The sequence below is a fragment of the Curtobacterium oceanosedimentum genome, from assembly GCF_040545555.1.
GTDB lineage: Bacteria > Actinomycetota > Actinomycetes > Actinomycetales > Microbacteriaceae > Curtobacterium.
In genome coordinates, this window is the sequence record NZ_JBEPMD010000004.1 from 199,289 (window position 1) to 222,278 (window position 22,990).

21 protein-coding genes and 2 tRNA genes are annotated in these 22,990 nt (G+C 72.2%); 14 read left to right on the top strand and 9 right to left on the bottom strand.

Going from position 1 to position 22,990, the window contains the following annotated elements:
• Positions 1-2 precede the first annotated feature (2 nt).
• From ABIC52_RS06060 to ABIC52_RS06085, 6 genes are all read left to right on the top strand, one after another.
• Positions 3-998, top strand: a complete 996-nt coding sequence (locus tag ABIC52_RS06060; RefSeq protein WP_126891456.1) for an ABC transporter permease — start codon at positions 3-5, stop codon at positions 996-998.
• Positions 995-2,680 (top strand): ABC transporter ATP-binding protein, encoded by a 1,686-nt coding sequence (locus ABIC52_RS06065; protein WP_126891455.1) that lies wholly within the window; start codon positions 995-997, stop codon positions 2,678-2,680. Before ABIC52_RS06060 ends, ABIC52_RS06065 begins: the two co-directional genes overlap by 4 nt.
• Positions 2,681-2,822: 142 nt before the next feature.
• A complete protein-coding gene (locus ABIC52_RS06070) occupies positions 2,823-3,755 on the top strand; it encodes an ATP-binding cassette domain-containing protein (RefSeq protein ID WP_126891454.1) in 933 nt (310 codons plus the stop codon).
• Positions 3,752-4,774: a D-isomer specific 2-hydroxyacid dehydrogenase family protein gene (locus ABIC52_RS06075; protein WP_126891453.1), complete on the top strand. Its 1,023-nt coding sequence runs from the start codon at positions 3,752-3,754 to the stop codon at positions 4,772-4,774. The genes ABIC52_RS06070 and ABIC52_RS06075 overlap by 4 nt, the downstream gene beginning before the upstream one ends.
• Positions 4,775-4,913: 139 nt before the next feature.
• Positions 4,914-4,986, top strand: a tRNA-Asn gene (locus ABIC52_RS06080).
• Between the two features lie 136 nt (positions 4,987-5,122).
• Positions 5,123-5,653: a hypothetical protein gene (locus tag ABIC52_RS06085; protein WP_126891452.1), complete on the top strand. Its 531-nt coding sequence runs from the start codon at positions 5,123-5,125 to the stop codon at positions 5,651-5,653.
• A gap of 74 nt (positions 5,654-5,727) precedes the next feature.
• On the opposite strand, the gene def is transcribed toward ABIC52_RS06085, so the two are convergent.
• Positions 5,728-6,303: a peptide deformylase gene (gene def / locus ABIC52_RS06090; protein ID WP_354026867.1), complete on the bottom strand. Its 576-nt coding sequence runs from the start codon at positions 6,301-6,303 to the stop codon at positions 5,728-5,730.
• A 39-nt stretch (positions 6,304-6,342) separates the two neighbouring features.
• Here def and ABIC52_RS06095 point away from each other — a divergent pair, with 39 nt between their 5' ends.
• The 6 genes from ABIC52_RS06095 (at position 6,343) to ABIC52_RS06120 (ending at position 11,400) form a co-directional block, all read left to right on the top strand.
• Positions 6,343-7,254 carry a DMT family transporter gene (locus ABIC52_RS06095; protein WP_174234721.1) on the top strand — a complete coding sequence of 304 codons (912 nt, stop codon included), beginning with the start codon at positions 6,343-6,345 and terminating at the stop codon, positions 7,252-7,254.
• A gap of 217 nt (positions 7,255-7,471) precedes the next feature.
• Positions 7,472-8,683, top strand: coding sequence for a glycosyltransferase (locus ABIC52_RS06100; RefSeq protein WP_354026868.1), 1,212 nt, complete (start codon positions 7,472-7,474; stop codon positions 8,681-8,683).
• A 13-nt stretch (positions 8,684-8,696) separates the two neighbouring features.
• A tRNA-Ile gene (locus ABIC52_RS06105) sits at positions 8,697-8,773 on the top strand.
• Between the two features lie 22 nt (positions 8,774-8,795).
• Positions 8,796-9,923: an AI-2E family transporter gene (locus tag ABIC52_RS06110; RefSeq protein ID WP_342342914.1), complete on the top strand. Its 1,128-nt coding sequence runs from the start codon at positions 8,796-8,798 to the stop codon at positions 9,921-9,923.
• The gene (locus ABIC52_RS06115; RefSeq protein ID WP_354026869.1) at positions 9,920-10,738 is read left to right on the top strand and encodes a DUF1684 domain-containing protein; all 819 of its coding nucleotides are present in this window, start codon (positions 9,920-9,922) and stop codon (positions 10,736-10,738) included. The genes ABIC52_RS06110 and ABIC52_RS06115 overlap by 4 nt, the downstream gene beginning before the upstream one ends.
• A gap of 161 nt (positions 10,739-10,899) precedes the next feature.
• Positions 10,900-11,400 (top strand): DUF3145 domain-containing protein, encoded by a 501-nt coding sequence (locus tag ABIC52_RS06120; protein WP_435526068.1) that lies wholly within the window; start codon positions 10,900-10,902, stop codon positions 11,398-11,400.
• Between the two features lie 467 nt (positions 11,401-11,867).
• On the opposite strand, the gene ABIC52_RS06125 is transcribed toward ABIC52_RS06120, so the two are convergent.
• The 6 genes from ABIC52_RS06125 to aceE form a co-directional block, all read right to left on the bottom strand.
• Positions 11,868-13,112, bottom strand: coding sequence for a beta-ketoacyl-[acyl-carrier-protein] synthase family protein (locus tag ABIC52_RS06125; protein WP_126891448.1), 1,245 nt, complete (start codon positions 13,110-13,112; stop codon positions 11,868-11,870).
• Positions 13,113-13,201: 89 nt separating this feature from the next.
• On the bottom strand, positions 13,202-13,450 hold the full coding sequence (locus tag ABIC52_RS06130; RefSeq protein ID WP_058729431.1) for an acyl carrier protein: 249 nt from the start codon (positions 13,448-13,450) through the stop codon (positions 13,202-13,204).
• Between the two features lie 92 nt (positions 13,451-13,542).
• Positions 13,543-14,598, bottom strand: a complete 1,056-nt coding sequence (locus ABIC52_RS06135) for a beta-ketoacyl-ACP synthase III (protein ID WP_174234720.1) — start codon at positions 14,596-14,598, stop codon at positions 13,543-13,545.
• On the bottom strand, positions 14,595-15,548 hold the full coding sequence (locus ABIC52_RS06140; protein ID WP_209676874.1) for an ACP S-malonyltransferase: 954 nt from the start codon (positions 15,546-15,548) through the stop codon (positions 14,595-14,597). The genes ABIC52_RS06135 and ABIC52_RS06140 overlap by 4 nt, the downstream gene beginning before the upstream one ends.
• Positions 15,549-15,677: 129 nt before the next feature.
• Positions 15,678-16,907 (bottom strand): PucR family transcriptional regulator, encoded by a 1,230-nt coding sequence (locus ABIC52_RS06145; RefSeq protein WP_126891708.1) that lies wholly within the window; start codon positions 16,905-16,907, stop codon positions 15,678-15,680.
• Between the two features lie 7 nt (positions 16,908-16,914).
• Positions 16,915-19,659: a pyruvate dehydrogenase (acetyl-transferring), homodimeric type gene (aceE, locus tag ABIC52_RS06150; RefSeq protein WP_126891709.1), complete on the bottom strand. Its 2,745-nt coding sequence runs from the start codon at positions 19,657-19,659 to the stop codon at positions 16,915-16,917.
• Between the two features lie 242 nt (positions 19,660-19,901).
• Between aceE and ABIC52_RS06155 the strand changes: the two genes are divergently transcribed.
• The gene (locus tag ABIC52_RS06155; protein WP_126891710.1) at positions 19,902-20,390 is read left to right on the top strand and encodes a peroxiredoxin; all 489 of its coding nucleotides are present in this window, start codon (positions 19,902-19,904) and stop codon (positions 20,388-20,390) included.
• A 32-nt stretch (positions 20,391-20,422) separates the two neighbouring features.
• Complete coding sequence (locus ABIC52_RS06160; RefSeq protein ID WP_354026870.1) at positions 20,423-21,295, top strand: alpha/beta fold hydrolase; 873 nt, start codon at positions 20,423-20,425, stop codon at positions 21,293-21,295.
• Positions 21,296-21,352: 57 nt separating this feature from the next.
• On the opposite strand, the gene ABIC52_RS06165 is transcribed toward ABIC52_RS06160, so the two are convergent.
• On the bottom strand, positions 21,353-21,970 hold the full coding sequence (locus ABIC52_RS06165; RefSeq protein WP_354026871.1) for a hypothetical protein: 618 nt from the start codon (positions 21,968-21,970) through the stop codon (positions 21,353-21,355).
• The gene (locus ABIC52_RS06170) at positions 21,967-22,962 is read right to left on the bottom strand and encodes an aldo/keto reductase (protein WP_209676880.1); all 996 of its coding nucleotides are present in this window, start codon (positions 22,960-22,962) and stop codon (positions 21,967-21,969) included. Before ABIC52_RS06170 ends, ABIC52_RS06165 begins: the two co-directional genes overlap by 4 nt.
• Positions 22,963-22,990: the final 28 nt, after the last annotated feature.

Below are 22,990 nucleotides of genomic sequence, written 5' to 3' on the forward strand. Positions count from 1 at the left end.
CGATGGCCGACACCTCGCTCGTCGACCGCCACGAGCCGCTCTGGAAGCGGCTGCCCGTGGTGGTCCAGCTCCGCAGGAGCACCGGCTGGCAGCGCGCCATGCTCATCACCGGCGTGGTCATCTGCGCCCTGTACCTGATCGTCGCGATCGCCGCGCCGCTCATCGCCCCGTACGGGTTCGGCCAGCTGCAGGGTGCCGACGGCCAGGGCTTCCCGCGCACCGCGCCGCCGAGCCCCGAGCACGTCTGGGGCACGACGGTCGGTGGGTTCGACGTCTTCAGCCGCGTCGTCTTCGGCGCTCGCACGGCGGTCCTCGTCGTCATCGTCGCCGTGGTCGTGTCGATCACCATCGGAGTGATCCTCGGCATGGTCTCCGGCTACATCGGTGGCTGGCTGGACCGGATCCTCGTGGTCGTGGCGGACGCGATCTACGCGTTCCCGTCGCTGCTCCTGGCGATCGTCGTGTCGATCGTCATCTCGGGCGGCAACTCCAGCTACTCCGGCGGCATCATCGCGGCGGCCATCTCGATCACCGTGGTCTACGTGCCGCAGTACTTCCGGGTCGTCCGCGCCGAGGCCGTCCGCCTGAAGAACGAGGCGTTCGTCGAGTCGGCGCGTGTCCTCGGCACGAACCCCTGGCGCATCATGACCCGGCACGTGCTCCGGAACTCGACCCGCAGCCTGCCGCTCATCCTGACGCTCAACGCCAGCGACGCGATCCTGACCCTGGCCGGCCTCGGCTTCCTCGGCTTCGGCATCGGCCCGACCAGCGGTGCCGAGTGGGGCTACGACCTCAGCCGTGCGCTGTCGGACGTCGCCTCGGGTGTCTGGTGGACCGGTGTCTTCCCCGGCGTGGCCATCGTGGTGCTCGTGCTCGGCGTGACCTTCATCGGCGAGAGCCTCAACGACATCTCCGACCCGCGCCTCCGCGCACGCCGCCGCCTGAAGCAGCTGGTGTCGCGCAAGCAGGCCGCCAGCACGGAAGGGGCGACGGCATGACCGACGCGACCACCGACCCGCGGAACGAGCCGGTCGCCGTCGTCGACGACCTGACCGTCACGTTCGCCACCGACAACGGCGCCGTCGACGCCGTCAAGGGCGTCAGCCTCGACGTCCGCCCGGGGGAGGTCCTGGCCCTGGTCGGCGAGTCCGGCTCCGGCAAGTCGGTCACGGCGCGGAGCATGCTCCGGCTGATGCCCGAGACGGCGACCCTCGGCGGCGCGGTGTACCTCGACGGCACCGACGTCGTCAGCGTGGGCGCCGCGAAGCTCCGGGAGCTCCGCGGTACCGCGGGCGCGATGGTCTTCCAGGAGCCGTCGACCGCCCTCAACCCGGTCTTCACCGTCGGGTGGCAGATCGCCGAGGGCCTCCGCGCCCACGGCGGCGTCTCGAAGAAGGAGGCGCGCGCCAAGGCGATCGACTACCTGCGCCGCGTCGGCATCCCCGACCCGGAGACCCGTGTCGACCACTACCCGCACCAGTTCTCGGGCGGGCAGAAGCAGCGCGTCGTCATCGCGAGCGCGCTGGCCCTCGAGCCGAGCGTCATCATCGCCGACGAGCCGACCACCGCCCTCGACGTGACGGTGCAGGCCGAGATCCTCGACCTGCTCCGCCGGTGCCGCGACGAGTTCGGCGCGGCGATCGTCATCATCACGCACAACATGGGCGTCGTCGCCGACCTGGCGGACCGGGTCGCCGTGATGTACCAGGGCGAGGTCGTCGAGGAGGCCCCGGTCGCGCAGCTCTTCGCGGCCCCGCAGGCCGACTACACGAAGCGCCTGCTCGCCGCGGTGCCCCGGCTCGAGGCGTCCACCGGCGCCGCCCGTCGTGCTGCGATCGCGACCGACGTCGAACCGCTCGTCAGCGCGAAGGGGCTCGAGATCGAGTACCCCGGCCGCCTCGGCGCGCACGCGTTCAAGGCCGTGAAGGGCGTCGACCTCGACATCCGCCCGGGCGAGGTCCTCGGCCTGGTGGGGGAGTCCGGCTCCGGGAAGACCACCATCGGCCGGGCGATCGCCGGTCTGACGCGCATCACCGGCGGCTCGCTGAACGTGCTCGGGACGGAGATGCTCGGGTACCGCGAGCGGGACTTCAAGCGGCACCGCAAGGACATCGGGTTCGTGTTCCAGGACCCGGCGACCTCGTTCAACCCGCTGCTCACGATCGCCGAGTGCGTCGCCGAGCCGCTCGTCGTGCACGGCGAGGTCGCGAACCCGCGGGCCGCCCGGAAGCGCGTCGGCGAGCTGCTCGAGATGGTGCAGCTGCCGGCCTCGTACGGCGACCGCTACCCGCACGAGCTGTCGGGTGGTCAGCGGCAGCGGGCGTCGCTCGCGCGGTCGATCGCACTCCGCCCGAAGCTGCTCATCGCGGACGAGCCGACCAGTGCGCTCGACGTGTCGGTGCAGGCCCGCGTGCTGGAGCTCTTCCTCGAGCTGCAGCAGGACCTCGGCTTCGCGTCGCTCTTCATCAGCCACGACCTCGCCGTGGTCGGCGCGCTGTCCGACCGCATCGCCGTGCTCTACCGCGGTGACCTGGTCGAGACGGGCACCACGGCCGAGGTCCTCGGCGCGCCGCAGCACCCCTACACGCAGCGTCTGCTCGCGTCGCTGCCGGTGCCGGACCCGGCGGAACAGGCCGAGCGACGGCGTACGCTGGTGGAACTGGAGAACGCCGGGTCCTGACCCGACGCGACCAGCCTGGAGGCGCGACCCGCGTCGTCGACGCACGCCGCGCCTCCAGGCCGGTCCCCTCCACGGCACCACAGACGACGCGACACCGGTCCGTCGCGACACCGCCGCCAGGGGGCGGCGCGGAAGGGGACCCATGATCGCGGTGAACGGCCCGGCGGTCGTCGCAGACGACGTCTCGATCGAGTACCGGGGCGTCCGTGGCTCGGAGTCGATCCGGGCGGTCGACGGGGTCAGCCTGACCGTCCGCCAGGGCGAGATCCTCGCGCTCATCGGCGAGTCCGGGTCCGGCAAGAGCACCTTCGCCGCCGCGATCGCCGGCCAGCTCGGTGCCACCGGCGAGGGCGAGGGGGCGCACCGCCGGCAGATCGTCGGCGGCGAGCTCACCGTGCTCGGGCAGCAGGTCCGCGGGCTCCGTCCGTCCTCGCGCAAGGCGCAGCGGCTGACCGGCCGGATCGGGTACCTCCCGCAGGACGCCGCCGACCGGCTGAGCCCCGACCTGACCGTCGGCGAGGCGATCGCCGAACCCATCTACGTGCGCGACCGTCGGTTCGACCGCCGGGAGGCCGGGCTGATGGTCGCCCGGCTGGTCGACGCCGTGCACCTGCCGCTCGGCATCATGCGTCTGAACACGTGGGAGCTGTCGAGCGGCCAGCGGCAGCGCGTGGCCCTCGCGCGTGCCCTGATCCTCGAGCCGCAGCTCCTCGTCGCCGACGAACCGGCGCGCGGCGTCGACGTCCTGGTCCGCCAGTCGGTGCTCGAGGCGCTGACGAACCTGCAGCGTGGTCGACAGTTCTCCGCCGTCGTGGTGTCGAGCGACCTCCGCGAGGCCCGGGCGCTCGCGGACCGCGTCGGCGTGCTCGCGGAGAGCCGCCTGGTCGGCCTCGGCACCTTCGACGAGGTCCTCGACAACCCCGTCGACCCGTACGTGCAGACGCTCGCCGCGACCGCCTCCCGCCCGGTGAAGCGCCGCAGCTCCGCGACGGGCGCGCCACGCCGCTCGTCCGCACCCCGTCGTCCGGTCGGGGCCGCAGCCGGATCCCGTACCGACCGCCAGGAGAACGCATGAGCACCAGCACCGCAGCCGACACGGTGAGCGGACGGGGACACCGCGCGGTCGTCACGGACGCCGGCGCACCGCTGCCCGTCGACCCGCCCGCGGCCGGACCGGTCGCGATCCTGCCGACCGCGGCCGACCTGCACGCGGACGCCGTCCGGGACGCCGGCGGGACGGTCGGTGCGCTCGACGCGGACACGCGGGGGATCGTCTGGCTCGACGCGCGCGACCCCGACGGGCTCGAGGCCGCGTTGGCCGATGCCCCGGGCGTCGGCTGGGTCCAGCTGCCGTTCGCCGGTGTCGACGCCTTCGCGCACCTGATCCAGGAGCACGGCGACCGCGTGCTCTTCACCTCGGCCAAGGGGGCCTACGCGGAGCCCGTCGCCGAGCACGCCCTCGCGCTGACGCTCGCGACGCTCCGGGTGCTGCAGAAGCGCGCCCGGGCGACGTCCTGGGCGACCGAGCCCGACGGCGTGTCGCTCTACGGGCGGAACGTCGTCGTGATCGGCGCCGGCGGGATCGCCCTCGAGTACATCCGGCTCGTCGCACCGTTCGAGGTGTCCGTCACCGTCGTGCGCCGCGCGGCCGACCCGGTCCCGGGCGCGGACCGCACCGTCACGACCGGGGAACTCGACGAGGTCCTGCCCGACGCCGACGTCGTGGTCGTCGCGGCCGCCATGACGTCGGGTACCGCGAAGCTGTTCGACGCACGCCGCTTCGCGCTGATGAAGCCCTCGGCGCGCCTGGTGAACATCGCCCGCGGGGGACTGGTCGACACCGACGCGCTCGTCACGGCACTGCGCGAGGGCACCATCGCCGCCGCAGGTCTCGACGTGACCGACCCGGAGCCGCTGCCCGACGGGCACCCGCTGTGGGACGAACCGGGTGCGGTCATCACGCCGCACCAGGCGGACACCCCGGACATGGTGGCGCCGCTGCTGGCCGAGCGGGTCCGCACCAACGCCGCCGCGTTCCTGGACGGCTCCGGGGACGGGTTCGTCGGCGTCGTGGACCCCGCCGCGGGGTATTGACCGCCGACCGCCGCGGCGGCCATCGGGGAGACGGTCGTCGCGCGGCGCGCCCGGGATGCGCGGCCGATGCGCGGAGCGGGCTCCGGGTGCTGCTATGCTGTTACCCGTTGTTCGCAAGACATTCGCCAGCGGACAGTGATCCTCGATAGCTCAATTGGCAGAGCAGCCGGCTGTTAACCGGCAGGTTGTTGGTTCGAGTCCAACTCGGGGAGCAAGCAGAGCGAGACAGGCCCCCACCGTTCGCGGTGGGGGCCTTCCGCGTTCCCGGGGCGACCCAGCGGGGTCCGCCTGTTCGGCTTCCGGCTGGCTCGCAGGCGCCGTCCGGTCGCAAGCTGTTAGCGTTCACAGGTGATCACCGTGCGCCGAACCCTCGCCGCGGTGGTCGTCGTCCTCGGTGCGGCGGGGCTCACCGCCTGCACCACCGGGCAGCCCGAGCCGGAGGACTCGCTCGACACCGCAGCACGGTCCGAGGTCTCCGCGACGGGCAGCGCCCCGATCGTCTTCGCCTTCGTGTGCAGCGACGCCGCGGCCGGCAGCAGTGGCTCCGGCAGCGACGCGACGGGTGACGACGCCGACGGCACGGCCGAGCGGTACACGACCTACGCCGCGGTGTGGGAGGCCGAGCGCACCGACTGCCGGGCCGAACGCATCACGGGCACCGAGATGTCGGCGCAGCAGCGGGCCGCGGTCCGGGCGACCGACGGCGCCGCCACGCTCGAGGAGCTCGCGGCGACCTGCGCGGAGCGCGGGGCGTCGCCGTGGCGGGACGGCGTCACGACGCCGGACCAGGCCGACCTGGCAGCGGGACTCGTCGCGTACTGCCCGGGACACCCGGACCGCGACCGCCTGCAGGAGGCGTTGACGGCGTACCGGGGCTGAACCGGGCCTCCAGGCCGACGCCGGTGCGGGTGCCGGTTCCGGTCCCGCGGAGTGCGCGGCAGCCGCTCGGGTGGTCAGCCCTCGGGGTGGTCGCGTCCGGGCAGCCAGGACTTGCCGGGCCCGCCCCAGCTGCTCTTGCGGATCGCCTTCGCGACCTGCTTGCCGTACGGGTGCACGAGCCGGTCCGCGTAGAGGTAGCCGTCGAGGTGGTCGTACTCGTGCTGGAAGACGCGGGCGAGCCACCCGTGCGCCTCGACCTCGAAGGGCTCGCCGTGCTCGTCGGCCGCGCGGAGCAGGACGCCCTCGGCGCGGCGGAGCGGGAAGCGCTCGCCCGGGATCGAGAGGCAGCCCTCGGACTCCTCGTCCTCGTCGAGCTCCTCGACCGACTCCGGCACGGGCGGGGTGGTCCAGAGCACCGGGTTGACGGCGACCCCGCGGTGCAGGACCTCGTCGTCGTCGGTCCACGAGTACACGAACAGCCGCTTGCCGACCCCGACCTGCGGACCCGCGAGACCGACCCCGGGGGCCAGGTCCATCGTCTCGTACATGTCCTGCACCAGGTCGCGGAGGTCGTCGTCGAACTCGGTGACCTCGGTCGCGCGCTCGTGGAGGACGGGTTCGCCGGTGATGCGGATGGGGAGGACGGGCATTCACCCAGGTTATCCGGCGAGGACCGGTAGCCTCATCGCGTGACGACGGACCTCCCGATCCCGGACGCGGTCAACCTGACACCGTTCCAGGCCCTGATGATCCCCGTCGCGCTCGTCGGCGCCGTCTTCCTGTCGCTCGGGGCGCAGTTCCAGAGCCGCGGGGTGCAGCGCGTCGAGGCCCGGCTCGGACGGCAGTCGAAGGGGCTGTCGGTGCGGCACGTCCTCGGGCTGCTCGGCAGCGGCTGGTGGGTCCTCGGCACGCTCATGCTCGGCCTGGCCGTCGTGCTCCAGCTCATCAGCATCACGAACGCCCCGCTCATCGTGGTGCAGCCGCTCGGCGCCGTCGCGCTCGTCATCACCACGTGGTTCTCGTCACGGTCCTCCGGGGTCCCGCTCGGGCAGCAGGCGCGACGGGCGGTCTGGACCTGCATCATCGGTGTCGGGATCTTCGTCGGCATCGCCGCCGTGGTCGGCCGTGAGAGCGCGATCACCCACGAGCAGCTCGTGACGATCCTGGTGGTGCTGGCGATCGTCCTGGTGGCCGTCTTCCTGTCGTTCCGCTTCGCGGCGAAGCGAGCGAGCGCCATGTACTACATCGTCGTGGCCGGGGTGCTCTACGGCTTCGTCGCGACGCTGGCCAAGGTCGTGCTGAACCGGTTCCTGCACGGCACGTTCGACTGGCTGACCGCGATCGCCGTCGTCGGGGTGATCGTCGCCGCGGTGCTCGGCGGGTACTTCGTGCAGAACGCGTACTCGAGTGGGTCGGCCGACCTGGTGATCGCCGGGCTCACCGTCATCGACCCGATCGTGGCGGTGGGCATCGGGGTCATCGTGCTCGGCGAGGCGGCCGGGGCGCCGTGGATCGCGGTGGTCGGGTTCCTCGTCGCCGCGGTCATCGCCATCACCGGGGTCTTCCTGCTCGCGAAGCACCACCCCGAGACGCGGCGCTGACGTCGCCCGCCGCCGGCGCGCGCTGACGTCGCCCGCAGCCGGCGCGCGCTGACGTCGCCCGCAGCCGGCGCGCGCTGACGTCGCTCGCCGGCGGCGCACGCTGGCGTCGTTCGCCGTCGGCTCGGGCGGTCGTCCGCGAGGCTGACGCGCGCGCTCGGGACCGTGCGGTACCGTCGAGGCCCGACCAGCAACCGCCCACGAGAGGACGACGCCAGCCGTGTCAGAGGACGCCACCACCGCCACCGCCGAGTCGACGGGTGCGACGGGCGGATCCCGGCCGCTGCGCGTCATGATCGCGGCCGACACCTTCCCGCCGGACGTCAACGGCGCCGCGACCTTCGCCGAGCAGCTCGCCGTCGGCCTCGCCGAGCGTGGGCACGAGGTCCACGTCGTCGCCCCCGCCTCGAGCGCCCACCACGGCACCTTCGACGAGGAGCACCGCGGTGTCGTGCTCACCGTGCACCGCCTGAAGTCCTACAAGTGGCCGTGGCACGCCTGGCTCCGCTTCGTGTGGCCGTGGAGCGTCCGGAAGTGGACGGGGCCGATCCTCGACGCCGTCCAGCCGGACGTGCTGCACATCCAGTCGCACCTCGTCATCGGGCGTGGCATCGTGCAGGAGGCCCACGAGCGCGGCATCCGCATCGTCGGTACCAACCACTTCATGCCCGAGAACCTGCTCGAGTACGTCCCGTTCGGCCGTCGCACGCTGCCGATCGCGCTGAAGATCGCGTGGAACGACGCCGCGAAGACCTACCGGCTGGCCGACGCCATCACGACGCCGACGGTGCTGGCCGCGGACTACCTCCGCGAGGCCATCGCCGGGCAGCAGGTCCTCGCGATCTCCTGCGGCATCGACGCATCGCGGTACGCGGCCCGCAGTGGTCGCCCCGCGGGGAACGACATCGTGTTCGTCGGCCGGGTCGCGCCGGAGAAGAACCTCGACGTGCTCGTGCGCGCGCTCCCACTGCTGCCGAGCGAGCTGCGCGCGACGCTCACCATCGTCGGTGGCGGCGAGATGATCCCGAAGCTGAAGGCCCTCGTGCAGGAGCTCGGGCTCGAGGACCGGGTGCGCTTCGCCGGGTTCGTCTCCGACGAGGCCAAGCGACAGGCGCTCACGAACGGCACCGTCTTCGCGATGCCGTCCACGGCCGAGCTGCAGAGCATCTCGTCGCTCGAGGCGATGGCGTCCGGGCTGCCGGTGGTCGCCGCCGACTCGATGGCGCTGCCGCACCTGATCGACGGCAACGGGTACCTGTTCACCCCGGGGGACGTGCAGGACCTCGCGGCGAAGCTCGCGCAGGTGCTGCAGGCGTCGGACACCGACTACCAGGCGATGCGGGAGCGCAGCCTGGCCATGATCGAGGCACACGACATCAACCGCACGCTCGCGACGTTCGAGTCGCTGTATCGTGGGGAGCCGGTGGCCTGACGGTCCCCGACGAGGGGCGGTAGCCAAGCTGGTCAAGGCACTCGGCTCATAACCGAACGATCGCGGGTTCAAGTCCCGCCCGCCCTACCAAGCCAGAAAGGCCGGCCCGCCCGTGCACCTGCCCCGACGACGAGACGTCCCCGAGGACCACGCGCCGACCCCGAACGTGACGTTCGAGGCGACCCGGGCCGGAACCGGCGTGCGCGTCAACGCCTTCCGCATCGGGTTCATGGGGGCCCTCGGTGTGCTCATCGCGCTGCTCGCCGGCGTGATCGTCCAGCAGCTCAGCACGGTCCTGGTCTACATCGGCGTCGCGCTCTTCCTGTCGCTCGGCATCGACCCGCTGGTGTCCTTCCTCGAGCGCTTCATCCCGCGCTGGGTGGCGATCACCATCGTCGTCGTGGGCGTCCTGTCCGCCTTCGCCGGCGTGGTGTTCGCGGTCGTCCCGATCCTCATCCAGCAGGCGACGAACCTCGTCCAGAACTTCCCGGAGATCATCCAGGACATCTCGCGGCAGGAGTGGTTCAAGGACCTGTCGCAGCAGTTCGCCGGCGCGTTCGACGTGAACCACGCCCTCGAGTCGCTGCAGTCCTTCGTCGAGGACCCGGGCAACCTCCTCAGCCTCGGCGGCGGCATCCTGGCGGTCGGCAGCGGCATCCTGTCCGGGCTGACCGGCGCCGTGATCGTCATCATCCTGATGCTGTACTTCCTGGCGTCGATGCGGGGCCTGAAGTCGATGGCCTACCGCTTCGTCCCGGCGACCCGTCGCCAGAACTTCGTCGACGTCAGCGAGCAGATCACCCAGGCCGTCGGTCGCTACGTCGTCGGTCAGATCAGCCAGGCGCTCATCAACGGCATCCTCAGCCTGGTGTTCCTGCTCGTCATCGGTGCGCCGCTGCCGGTGCTGCTGGCGACCTTCGCGTTCCTGGGGTCGCTCATCCCGCTCGTCGGCACCCTCGCCGCGGCGGTCGTCATCTCGCTGCTCTGCCTGTTCGCCTCGCCGGCCACCGCGCTCGCGGCCGCGATCTACTACCTCGTCTACATGCAGGTCGAGGCTTACCTGATCTCCCCGCGCATCATGTCGCGAGCAGTGCAGGTCCCCGGTGCCCTCGTGGTCATCGCCGCGGTCGCCGGCGGCACGATCGGCGGGGTCCTCGGAGCACTCGTCGCCGTGCCGGTCGCCGCGTCGGTGATCATCATCGTGCAGAAGGTCATCTACCCCCGCCAGGAGCAGTCGTGAGCGCGGCCGAGCCCGACCTGTCCGCGCACGTCGCCGCGCGGGACGCCTGGGCCCGGAGCGCCCGTGGCCCGCTCGCCCTGGTGAACGCGCAGCACGTCGACCGCCCGCAGCCGGTGTGGCCCGTCGCCGGGCAGTGGGCACCGGCTCCGGGCGGCCTCACCGTCACCGCGAGCGCGTCGGACGGCGTCGTGGTCGACGGCGTCCCGGTGGACGGCACGGTCCTGGTCGCCGGGGACACGGCGGTCGTCCCCTCGACGGTCGCCTTCGCCGACGGGCTCGCCGGCACGGTGCAGGGTTCGACCCTCCGGGTCTGGGACCCGACCTCCGACGCGGTCTCCCGCTTCGCACGCATCGACCGCTTCGCCCCGCGGTCGGGCGGGTGGGTCACGGTGGGCAGGTACGAGCCCCGGTCCGGCCTGGAGGCACCCGGTCACCTCACCGACGCCGCCGGCGACCCCCTGCCCGTCGCCGGTACGGTCGAGACCACCGTCGACGGCGTCCCCGTGCGACTGACCGCGGTCCGGTCTGCGCCGTTCCACGGCCGTCCGCGGCTGCAGCTCATCGTGCAGGACGCGACCAGCTCCCTGCCGGAGGACGACCCGGGCAGCTCCTACTCGATGGGCCGCTTCCTGTACCTCGACGAGCCCGACGGCGCTGGCGACGTCGCCCTCGACTGGGAGCGACTCGTGCTCCCGCCCTGCGCGTTCTCGTACCAGTACGCCTGCCCGGTGCCCCCGGAGGAGAACCGCATCCCGGTCGCGCTGACCGCGGGGGAGCGCCACCCGGTCGACGCCGCCGGAGCCGTGCTGCACTGAGGCCCGCAGGTCTGCTGCTCGACGGGTGTGGCGTTCCCAGCGCAGACGCTGCATAATGGGCGTGTCCGCAGGGACATCACAATCTGATACCGATGGTTCCGCTACCGGGGCTCCGCACCACAGGTCGATGGGGAAGTCGCACCTGACGAAGCGGAGGAATCGTGAACGGAACGACGACAGGGGTGCTCTACGTGCACTCCTCACCACGCGCGCTCTGCCCGCACGTCGAATGGGCGGCTGGTCGCGCGATGAGCCGCGCCGTGAACTTCTCGTGGCTCGACCAGCCCGCGCTCGACGGATCCCGTCGGACGGAGTTCACCTGGACCGGGCAGGTCGGCACCGGCGCGGCGATCGCCTCTGCCCTGCGCGGGTGGGAGCACCTGCGCTTCGAGGTCACCGAGGAACCGACGGCGCAGTCCGACGGCGGCCGGTGGATGCACACGCCCGACCTCGGCGTCTTCTTCGCGCAGACCGACGTGTCCGGGAACATGGTCGTCCCCGAGGACCGCGTGCGCTACGCCATGGAGGTCGCCGGCAGCAACGCCCTCGAACTCCACCGTGAGCTCCGACTCGCACTCGGGCAGGCCTGGGACGACGAACTCGAGCCCTTCCGGCACGCCGCCGAGGGCAACCCCGTCGTCTGGCTGCACCGCGTCGGCTGACCGCTCCCGCCTCCTCCGCAGCACCTCGGACGCCGCCCGCTCCCTCCGGAGCCGGCGGCGTCCGTCGTCCCCGGGGTGTGCGCGTCGTCCTCGGCCGTCCCGAGCGGTTGCGATCCGGCCCGCTCGGCGCGTCCTGCCGACGATCCGCGCGCGCACGCCGCTCGTGAGCGGCATGTCCTGCCCACTCGCCCCTGGTGCGGGCCGCCCTTCCGGCGGTACCGACTCGCGCGAGCGGCGATCTGATCGGGTGCGATCTGGCCCGCTCGGACCATCCGGCCGACGATTCGTGCGCACACGCCGACCGTGAACGGCGTGTCGCGCCCACTCGAGTGACGGGGGGCACGCCGTACGGGCACCGGGAGCGCCGGGGCGGGCACCAGGGGCGGGACCCAGCCCGGGACGGACGGAGGCCCGCCCTGCGGACGCAGGACGGGCCTCCAGGCCGACGCGGGGTCGGCGACGACGGATCAGGCCGTGCGGAACGCCACCACGGCGTTGTGCCCGCCGAACCCGAACGAGTTGCTCACGGCGAGCAGGTCGCCCGCGGGCAGCTCACGCGGAGCGGTCGCGACGTCCATCACGATCTCCGGGTCCTGCTCGGTCAGGTTGATCGTCGGCGGCGCGACCCGCTCGTGCAGCGCCAGGACGGTGAAGGCGGCCTCGATCGCACCGGCACCGCCGAGCAGGTGACCGGTCGACGCTTTGGTCGCCGAAACGACCACGTTGTCGAGGTGGTCGCCGAAGACACGACGCATGGCGTGGTACTCGGCCACGTCGCCCACCGGGGTGGAGGTGGCGTGCGCGTTGACGTGGACGACGTCCTCGCGGGAAGCGTCGGCGTGCTCGAGCGCGATGAGGACCGCGCGGGCGGCGGCGCTGCCCTCGGGGTCCGGAGCGGTGATGTGGAACGCGTCCGAGGTGATGCCGGCACCGGCGACCTCGGCGTAGATCGTCGCGCCGCGGGCCTCGGCGTGCTCCTTCGACTCGAGGATCAGCGCCGCGGCACCGTCGCCGAGCACGAAGCCGTCACGCGTGACGTCGTACGGACGCGATGCGGTCTCGGGGGAGTCGTTGCGTCGCGAGAGCGCCTGCATCGATGCGAACGCGGCGAGGGGCAGCGGGTGCAGCGCGGCCTCGGCGCCACCGGTGATGACGATGTCGGCGTCGCCGTCGGCGATGTGCCGGTAGGCCTCGGCCAGCGACTCGGTGGACGACGCGCAGGCGGAGAGGTACGTGCGGGCGCCGCCGCGGGCGCCGAACTCCATCTCGATGGCGGCGGCGGGGCCGTTCGCCATGAGCATCGGGACCGTCATCGGCAGGACGCGACGCGGGCCCTTCTCGCGGAGGGTGTCCCAGGCGTCGAGGAGTGTGTTGACGCCGCCGATGCCGGTGGCCCAGTCGACGATGAGACGCTCCGGGACGACGGTCTCGGGGTCGATGCCTGCGTCGGCCCAGGCCTCACGCGCGGCGACGAGGGAGAGCTGCGACGACGGGTCGAGGCGCTTGGCCTCGGGACGCGTGAGCTGGTCGGTGAGGAAGCGGCGTGCCTGGCCGGCGAACTCGACGGGGATCTCGAGGTCGGCGTAGCGCTCGTCCTCGATGCGGGTGATGCCGGACTTGCCGGCGAGCAGCGCCTCCCAGGTCTCCCGGGCGGTCGCGGCGAGTGGTGTGATCGCACCGATCCCGGTGACGACGACGGTCTTCTTGGTCATGGAACGACGTGTTCTTTCGTGTGGGAGGAACGAGGTGAGCGCCGCGGCCCGCGGGGTGTGCGCGGTCCGCGGCGCTCAGGAAGCTCGCGTCAGGCCTGGGCCTTGGTGATGTAGTCGACGGCGTCGCCCACGGTCTTGAGGTTCTTGACCTCTTCGTCCGGGATCTTCACGTCGAACTTCTCCTCGGCGTTCACGACGATGGTCATCATCGAGATCGAGTCGATGTCGAGGTCGTCGGTGAACGACTTGTCGGCGGCGACGGTGTCGGTCGCGATGCCGGTCTCGTCGTTGATCAGCTCGGCCAGGCCGGCGAGGACTTCTTCGTTGGACAGGGCCATGGGTGTTCTCCTTGAGGGGGGTGTCGTTTGACCGTGGACCAGCCTAGGGCACGAGTGGTACGGGTGCCCGGAGCCGAGCCGGGATGGTGGGACTAGGGGAGGACGACGACCTGCGCGCCGAACACGAGACCGGCACCGAAGCCGATCTGCAGCGCGAGACCGCCGGAGAGCTCCGGGTGCTCCTCGAGCAGGCGGTGCGTGGCGAGCGGGATGCTCGCGGCGGAGGTGTTGCCGGTGGTGGTGATGTCGCGGGCGATCGTCACGGTGTCCGGCAGGCCGAGCTGCTTGGCGAACTCGTCGATGATGCGGATGTTCGCCTGGTGCGGCACGAAGGCGGCGAGGTCCTGCGGCGCGACGCCGGCGGTCTCGAGCGCCTGGCGTGCGACCTTGACCATCTCCCACACGGCCCAGCGGAAGACCGTCTGACCGGCCTGGCGCATCGTCGGTCGCGGCGCGCCGGCGGCCCACTCGTTGTAGGTCGCCGTCATGCCGATGGCGTCCCACTTCGAGCCGTCCGAGCCCCAGATCGTCGGGGCGATGCCGGGGTAGTCGCTCGGACCGACGACGGCCGCACCCGCACCGTCGCCGAGGAGGAACGAGATCGAGCGGTCGGTCGGGTCGACCACGTCGCTGAGCTTCTCGGCCCCGACGACGAGCACGTGGTCGGCCAGGCCGGACTTGATGAACGAGTCGGCCTGGGCGATGCCGTACGCGTAGCCGGCGCAGGCCGCGCTGACGTCGTAGGCCGCGGCCGGCGTCGCACCGATGCGTTCGGCGAGCAGGGACGCCATGGAGGGCGTCGCGACGGTGTGGGTGACGGTGCTGACGAGGACGACACCGATCTGGTCCGGCGTGATGCCGGCCTTCTCGATGGCCTCCCGCGCGGCTGCCTCGGCGAGGTCGACGGCCTCGATGTCGGCTCCGGCGCGCTTGCGCGTGACGATGCCGGTGCGCTGGCGGATCCACTCGTCGGACGAGTCGATCGGCCCGACGAGGTCGTCGTTGGGGACGACGTTCTCACCGCGGGCGGCACCGAAGGCCAGGATGCGGGTGTACTCGTGGCCGCGACGCTGCTGCAGCACCGGACGGGAGGCGCGGGGCGCGTCCGTCCCGTCGGCTGCGGGGGACGGCGTGGTGGCGTCGGTCATGCGGTTGCGTCTGCTTCCTCGCTCGCGGCCGCGGTGTCGCTCTCGAGGAGCTCGATCGCGGCGGGCAGGTCGTCGGGGGTCTTCACGGCGACGGTGGGGGTGCCGCGCAGGCCGCGCTTCGCGAGCCCGACGAGCGCGCCCGCCGGCGCGAGTTCGATGATGCCGGTGACGCCGGCGGCGGAGAACGACTCCATGACGGCGTCCCAGTGCACGGGGTTGGCGATCTGGCGGACCATCAGGTCGACGAAGTGTCGGCCGTCGTCCACGCGGGAGCCGTCGGCGTTCGTCCAGATCGGCAGCTCGGGGTCCTGCACGGTCGCGGCCGCGGCGACGGGCGCGACGCGGTCGACCGCCGGGGCCATGTACCGCGTGTGGAACGCGCCCGCGACCGCGAGCGGGACGACCCGGGCGCGCGCCGGCGGCTCGGCGGCCAGGGCGGCGATGCCCACGGCGGGACCGGCGACGACGGTCTGGCCGCCGCCGTTGTGGTTGGCGGCGACGAGACCGTGCTGCTCGAGGGCTGCGGCGACTGCCTCGGCGTCGCCTCCGAGCACGGCGGCCATCGAGGTCGGCTCGAGTGCGGCGGCGTCGGCCATCGCACGGCCGCGCTCGGCGACCAGCGCGACGGCGTCGGTGGGCTCGAGGATCCCGGCGACGCCGGCGGCGGTGAACTCGCCGACCGAGTGTCCGGCGACCCCACCGACCAGGGCGCGACGGCCGTCGGCCAGCAGGGCGTCGGCGGTCACGAGCCCGGCCGCCACGATGAGCGGCTGGGCGAGGGCGGTGTCCTTGATGGTGTCGGCGTCGGAGGTCGTGCCGTGCTCGACGAGGTCGACGCCGATCGCCTCGGACCACGCTCCGACACGGTCACGGACGGCGGTGTCCTCGAGCCAGGGGGCGAGGAAGCCGGGGGTCTGGGAGCCCTGTCCGGGCGCGACGACGACGATCACCGGTCAATCCTTGCCGTCACGGCCGATCCGGTCCGTGTGGACATCCGACAGCGATCCGGCGGGGACGTTGTGCGATCCCTACCGTGGGCGATCGTGGGCGCGGTCATCCGCACGCTCATGGCGCGGCCCTCAGCGACGGTTCGGCATGCGGCGTCGGCCGGCGTTCGACTCGGACATCGCCCCGAGGATGAGCGCCGACTGCACGATCAGGGCGTCCCGGGCGTGCGTGGCGTCCCACCCGATGACGTCGGCCACGCGACGGAGGCGGTAGCGCACCGTGTTCGGGTGCACGAACAGCTCGCGCGCGGTCGCCTCGAGCGAGCGACCGGTGTCGAGGTAGCACCAGAGCGTCTGCAGCAGCTCGGTCGACTGGTCCTTCAGCGGGACGTAGATGCGCTGCACCAGCGCTGACCGGGCGAGCGGGTCACCCGCCAGGGCCCGCTCGGGCAGCAGGTCGTCGGCGAGGGCCGGTCGGGGAGCACCGCGCCACGCCCGTGCGACGGCGAACCCGGCGAGGGCGCCCTTCGCACTGGTCGAGGCGTCGACGACCCCGGGGACCTCGTTGCCGAGCACGAGGTGCCCCTCGCCGAACGACGGTTCCAGGGCCTGGGCGATGGCGGTGAAGGACACCGGTTCCTCGCCCTCGGGCACGTCGTCACGCGGGGTGGCACGGCCGATGACGACCACGAGCCGGGATCCCTGGACCCCGATGAGCACGTCGGCGTCCATGTGTCGGGCGGTGCGGCGGATCTGGTCGACCTCGAGCTGCTTCGGTGCGTTGCCGACCAGGACCGCGACCTCGCCGTGGCCGTGCCAGCCGAGGGCCGCGATGCGGGAGGGCAGCTCGTCGTCGTACTCGCCCGACAGGATCGAGTCGACGACGAGCGCTTCGAGCCGGGCGTCCCACAGCCCGCGGGCCTCGGCGGCACGCGCGTAGACGTCGGCGGCCGCGAAGGCGATGTCCCGCGAGTACTTCAGGATCGCCTCCTGCAGCATCTCGTCGTCCTTCGCACGCTCCTCGACGACGGTCACCACGACGCGGATGAGCTGCAGCGTCTGCTGCAGGCTCACCGAGCGGAGGAGTTCACGGGGTGCGGAACCGAAGACGTCGGCGGCGGCGATCCACGGGGTCGACGCGGTGCCCTCGAGCCAGGAGATGAACGACGTGATGCCCGCCTGGGCGACGAGCCCGACGGCGGACCGCCGGCCCGGCGGCATCTCGCTGTACCAGGGCAGCGTGTCCTCGAGCCGCTTGATGGTGGCGGTCGAGAGTTCGCCCGACACCTGCCGGAGCCAGGAGAGCGCGCGTTCGCGCTCCCTCTCCTGGCTCGCGGCCGGGGCGGTGCGGGGTGTGCTCACCGGCGGATCAGGCCTCTCCGCCGGCGCTGCCGGTGGTCCCGGCGTTGACGTCGTGCAGGCGGTACTTGTCGATCGCCTGCTGGACGACGGCGTGGTCGACCTTGCCCTGCTTCGCGAGCTGCTGCAGCGTCCGCACCACGACCGAGGGGCCGTCGATGTGGAAGAAGCGGCGCGCCGCCGGACGGGTGTCCGAGAAGCCGAAGCCGTCGGCGCCGAGCGTGGCGTAGTCGGTCGGCACGAACGGGCGGATCTGCTCCTGCACGGCGTGCATGAAGTCGCTCACCGCGACGACCGGGCCCTCGGTGCCGAGCAGGCGCTCGGTCACGTACGGGGTGCGCGGCTGCTCGTTCGGGTTCAGGAACGCCTGCTGCTCGGCGTCGAGGCCGTCGCGGGTGAGCTCGCCCCAGCTCGTGACGCTCCAGACGTCGGCGGACACGCCCCAGTCCTCGGCGAGGAGCTGCTGCGCCTCGAGGACCCACGGCACCGCGACGCCGGACGCGAGCAGCTGGGCCTTCGGGCCGTCGTGCTCGCTCGGCTTGAGCAGGTACATGCCCTTGACGATGCCCTCGACGTCGACGCCCTCGGGCTCGGCGGGCTGCACGAGCGGCTCGTTGTAGACCGTCAGGTAGTACATGACGTTCGGGTCGTCGTGGGACGGCGAGCCGTCCTCGTTCGTCCCGTACATGCGCTCGAGGCCCGACTTGACGATGTGGCCGATCTCGTACCCGTACGCCGGGTCGTAGGAGACCACGGCCGGGTTCGTCGCCGCGAGGAGCGGCGAGTGACCGTCGGCGTGCTGCAGGCCCTCGCCGGTCAGCGTGGTGCGACCGGCGGTGGCGCCGATCATGAATCCGCGGACCATCTGGTCACCGGCCGCCCAGATCGCGTCACCGGTGCGCTGGAACCCGAACTGCGAGTAGAAGACGTAGACCGGGATGAGCGGCTCGCCCTGCGTCGAGTACGAGGTGCCGACGGCGGTGAAGGCCGCGAGGGCGCCTGCCTCGTTGATGCCGACGTGGATGATCTGGCCCTGCGGGCTCTCCTTGTAGGCCAGGAGCAGCTCGCGGTCGACCGACGTGTAGTGCTGGCCGTTCGGGTTGTAGATCTTCGCGGTCGGGAAGTAGGCGTCCATGCCGAACGTGCGCGCCTCGTCCGGGATGATCGGGACCACGCGGTCGCCGAAGTCCGGGGAGCGGAGCAGGTCCTTCAGCAGACGGGCGAACGCCATCGTCGTGGCGACCTCCTGCTTGCCGGAGCCCTTCTTGACGACCTGGTACTTCGCGTCGTCCGGCAGCGTGAACTGCGTGTACTTCGTGCGACGCTCCGGCACGTACCCGCCGAGCGCGCGGCGACGCTCGTGCATGTACTGGATCGCCTCGTCGTCGTTGCCCGGGTGGTAGTACGGCGGCGTGTAGGGGTCCTCGTCGAGCTGCGCGTCCGAGATCGGGATGCGCATCTCGTCGCGGAACTGCTTGAGGTTGTCGAGCGTGAGCTTCTTCATCTGGTGGGTCGCGTTGCGGCCCTCGAAGCTCGGGCCGAGGCCGTAGCCCTTGACGGTCTTCGCCAGGATGACGGTCGGCTGCCCCTTGTGCTCGGTCGCGGCCTTGAACGCGGCGTAGACCTTGCGGTAGTCGTGGCCACCGCGCTTGAGGTTCCAGATCTGGTCGTCGCTGTAGCCCTCGACGAGCTGCAACGCCTTCGGGTCGCGGCCGAAGAAGTTCTCGCGGACGTAGGCGCCGTTCTCGGCCTTGTACGTCTGGTAGTCGCCGTCCGGCGTCGCGTTCATCAGGTTGAGGAGCGCGCCGTCGGTGTCGCGGGCGAGCAGGTCGTCCCACTCGCGGCCCCAGACGACCTTGATGACGTTCCAGCCCGCACCGCGGAAGAACGCCTCGAGCTCCTGGATGATCTTGCCGTTGCCGCGGACGGGGCCGTCGAGGCGCTGCAGGTTGCAGTTGATGACGAAGTTCAGGTTGTCGAGCCCGTCGTTCGCCGCGACCTGCAGCTGCCCGCGCGACTCGACCTCGTCCATCTCGCCGTCGCCGAGGAACGCCCACACCTGCTGGTCGGAGGCGTCCTTGATCCCGCGGTTGGACAGGTACTTGGCCTGCTGTGCCTGGTAGATCGCGTTGATCGGGCCGATGCCCATCGACACGGTCGGGAACTGCCAGAAGTGCGGCATGAGGCGCGGGTGCGGGTACGACGACAGTCCGCCGCCGGCGTGCGACTTCTCCTGGCGGAAGCCGTCGAGCTGGTCCTCGCTGAGGCGGCCCTCCATGTAGGCGCGGGCGTACATGCCGGGGGAGGCGTGGCCCTGGAAGAACACCTGGTCGCCGCCGGACGGGTGGTCCTGCGCGCGGAAGAAGTGGTTGTAGCCGACCTCGTACATGGCGGCGCTCGACGCGTACGTCGAGATGTGGCCGCCGACCGCGACGCCGGGTCGCTGGGCGCGGTGCACCGTGATCGCGGCGTTCCACCGGATCCATCGGCGGTAGCGACGCTCGAGTTCCTCGTCGCCGGGGAACTCCGGCTCGTCCTCGGGCGCGATCGTGTTCACGTAGTCGGTCGTCGGGACCATCGGCACGCCGAGGTGCAGCTCGTTCGAGCGCTTCAGCAGGCTCTGCATGATCTCGCGGGCCCGCTGGTGGCCGTGCGTCGCGACGAGCCCGTCGAGCGACTCACGCCACTCTGCGGTCTCCTCGGGGTCCTGGTCGGTCCCTGCGGTGCTGCGCGGGTCCTGGTCGTTCACCGTCACCCTTGACCTCGTTCGTTCTCGTGGTGGTGGACATGGAGGCCACCGGTGGTCGGGTCACGACCGGATGGGGCCCACACCACCTTAGGCCCCACGACCGACCCGCTGGCTGATGGTGACGTGCACGTGGACGGGTACTTGCGTCCTGGTGACGTCGGCGTACGATTGCCGATCGTGCACGCGCGACCCGCACGTGCACACGCGACACGGGCACACACCACGCCCGAGGAAGAAGCAGCGCACCGATGGCCCTGGAGATCGGCTCCCTCGCGCCGGACTTCGAGCTCCCGAACCAGTTCGGTGAGCACGTCCGCCTCAGCGACTTCCGGGGCGTCCGCCCGGTCGCCCTCGTCTTCTTCCCGCTGGCGTTCTCGTCCGGCTGCACCAACGAGCTGTGCACCCTGCAGGACAACATCGCGATGTTCCAGGACCAGCGCGTCGAGCTGATCGGCATCTCCGTCGACTCGAAGGCCACGCTCCGCTCGTTCGCCGAGACGCACGGCTACGACTTCGAGCTGCTCGCCGACTTCTGGCCGCACGGCGCGGTGTCGAAGGAGTACGGCGTGTTCCTCGACAAGAAGGGCTTCGCCACCCGGGCGACCTTCGTCATCGACGTGCACGGCCGCATCAAGGCCTCGATCATCACCGAGCCCGGACTGCAGCGCGACGTCGCCGAGTACCGCGAGGCACTCGACCGGCTCGCCGCGTGCACCGCGCCCGTCCCGGTCGCCTGACACCCACCGCGCCCGGCTACGCGCCCTGGCCGGTGCGCGACGCGCCCACCACCTGGGCGCTGGAGCGCACCGTGGTGCACACCCGCCGGGGGCCGGTGGTGGTGCACCACCGTCCGGGAGCCGACCCGGTGCTGCTGCTCCACGGGGTCGCCGGGTCGTGGACGACGTGGACGCCCCTGCTGGCCGCTGCCGGCGGCGTCGGCGAGCGGGGTCTCGTGCTCGTCGACCTGCCCGGGTGGGGGTCCTCGCCGGCGCCCTCGGGCCGGTTCACCGTGGACGACGGCATTCGCGTGCTCGTCGAGGTCCTGGACGCCCTCGCCGTGGGACCGGTCGACGTCGTCGGGCACTCGATGGGGGCGTTCGTCGGGCTGCACCTCGCGGTGGTGGCCCCGGACCGTGTCCGTTCGCTCGGGCTCGTGTCCGGCACGACGACGGCGACGGTGCGGGCCTCCGCCCACCCCTGGCGCGCGCTCGCGTCCCTGCCCGCGTTCACGCTGTTGCGGGCCGGTCTCCTCGTCACGGGTCGATCGGCCAGAGGCATCCTCCGCGGCGTCGCCCGCGTCGGACTCCTGCCGCTCGTCGCCGCACCCGTGTTCGCGCACGTCCGCCGACTGGACCCGAGCGTCCTCGACGCCTTCGTCGAGGAGTTCCGGCCCGAGCGCTTCACTGCTGCCGCGCGGGACGCCGCCGGCCACGACGTCGACCGCTGGCGCTCCGTCGGCTGCCCCGTCTCGGCGGTGCTCGGCCGCGGGGACGTCTTCGCCCGGGTGACCGACCTCGCCGACCTCCGCCGCCTGGTGCCGGGGGCACGGACCGCCGTGCTCGACGACTGCGGGCACTTCGCGCACGTCGAGCACCCCGAGGCCGTGGCGGCGTTCCTGGGGCTCACCCCGGCGCCGGCCTGACCCACCCCGGGAGCCACCCGCCCCGGGACCCGAGCGCCCTGGCGCGGGCCGTGGTCGTCAGCGGTACTGCGGCGGCCAGACGAACGGCGACGGCAGGCGCGGCACCTCGCCGATCGTGGTGACGGCGAGGACGACCTCGCGCCGGTCGGTCAGCGCGATCGACCGCGGGTTGCCGAGGTACCGGTGGCCGTCCACCCACACCGTCAGCTCGCCGCGCAGACCACCGACGTGCCCGGCACCGAGCGAGACGTCCCACTCGTCGAAGAACTGCCCGAGCGTGAAGGTCTGCCGGGTCGGGGACTCGACGTGCAGGATGCCGGACGTGTCGTGGGTGTGGAGCTCGGCGGCGAACCGCTCACGCGACGAGTGCCCCACGTTGCCCGGCACGGTCACCGGCGTCGGCCCGTCCAGGATCGTCAGGTGGGTGTGCACGTGCTCGGCGAGCGGCTCGCCCCACACGTTCCGCAGGCCCGCCGCCTCGGCGCGCGTCTGCAGGTCCGTCGGTGCCGGCCAAGGAGGCGCGGTGCGCGTCGTCCCCGCGGCCGGCGCCGTGCAGAGCGCGAGCAGGACGACGGCGACCGCCGCCACGAGCGTCACGACGACGCTCCGGGGCGCCGTCCGGCGGCCGCCGGTGCGGTCGGCACGAGCGGGGCCCGTGCCGACCCGGCGGCTCACCACTTGTCGTGCACGGTCGCGCGGAACCACCGGTCGTAGAGCTCGTGCACCGTGGTGTCGAGGCTGGCGAGGTCGAGGGCGCTCCCGTCGAGGAGGTCCGCCGCCCCGGCGTTGGAGCGTGCCTGCTCGGGGTTCCGGGCGCCCGGGATCGCAGCGGTCACGCCGTCCTGTGCGACGATCCAGGCGAGCGCCGCCTGCGGGACCGAGACGCCCTCGGGCAGTGCCGCGGCGAACGCCTGTGCGGCCTGCACGCCGTCCGCGAAGTCGACGCCGCTGAACGTCTCGCCCTGGTCGAAGGCCTCGCCGTGTCGGTTGTAGTTGCGGTGGTCGCCCTCGCTGAACGTGGTGTCGGCCGTGTACTTGCCGGAGAGCAGCCCCGAGGCCAGCGGGACGCGCGCGAGGATGCCGACCCCTGCCTCCCGTGCGGCCGGCAGCACACGGTCCAGCGGCTTGAGCCGGAACGCGTTGAGGATCACCTGCACGCTGGCGACGTGGGGCCGGGCGATCGCGGTGAGCGCCTGGTCCGCGGTCTCCACGGAGACGCCGTAGGCGGCGATCGATCCGTCGGCGACGAGCGCGTCGAGGGCGTCGTACACGGCGTCGTCCTCGAACACCGGGGTCGGCGGGCAGTGCAGCTGCACGAGGTCGAGGGTGTCCTGGCCGAGGTTGCGGCGCGACCGGTCGACCCACTCGCGGAAGTGCTGCGCGACGTAGTTCGACGGGACCTGCTCGGCGCGGCGGCCCATCTTCGTCGTGACCGTCAGCGGGACGTCCGGGTTCGCCCGTCGCCATGCCCCGATGAGCTGTTCGCTGCGACCGTCGCCGTAGACGTCGGCCGTGTCGAAGAGGGTGACGCCGGACTCGACGGAGGCGTCCATCACGGCGGCGGCGTCCTGCGCGCTGACGGGACCCCAGTCACCGCCGAACTGCCAGGTGCCGAGGCCGACGACGGACACGGAGCGGCCGGTGCGGCCGAGGGTGCGACTCTGCATGCGGACGAGCGTAGTCACGGCGGCCGCG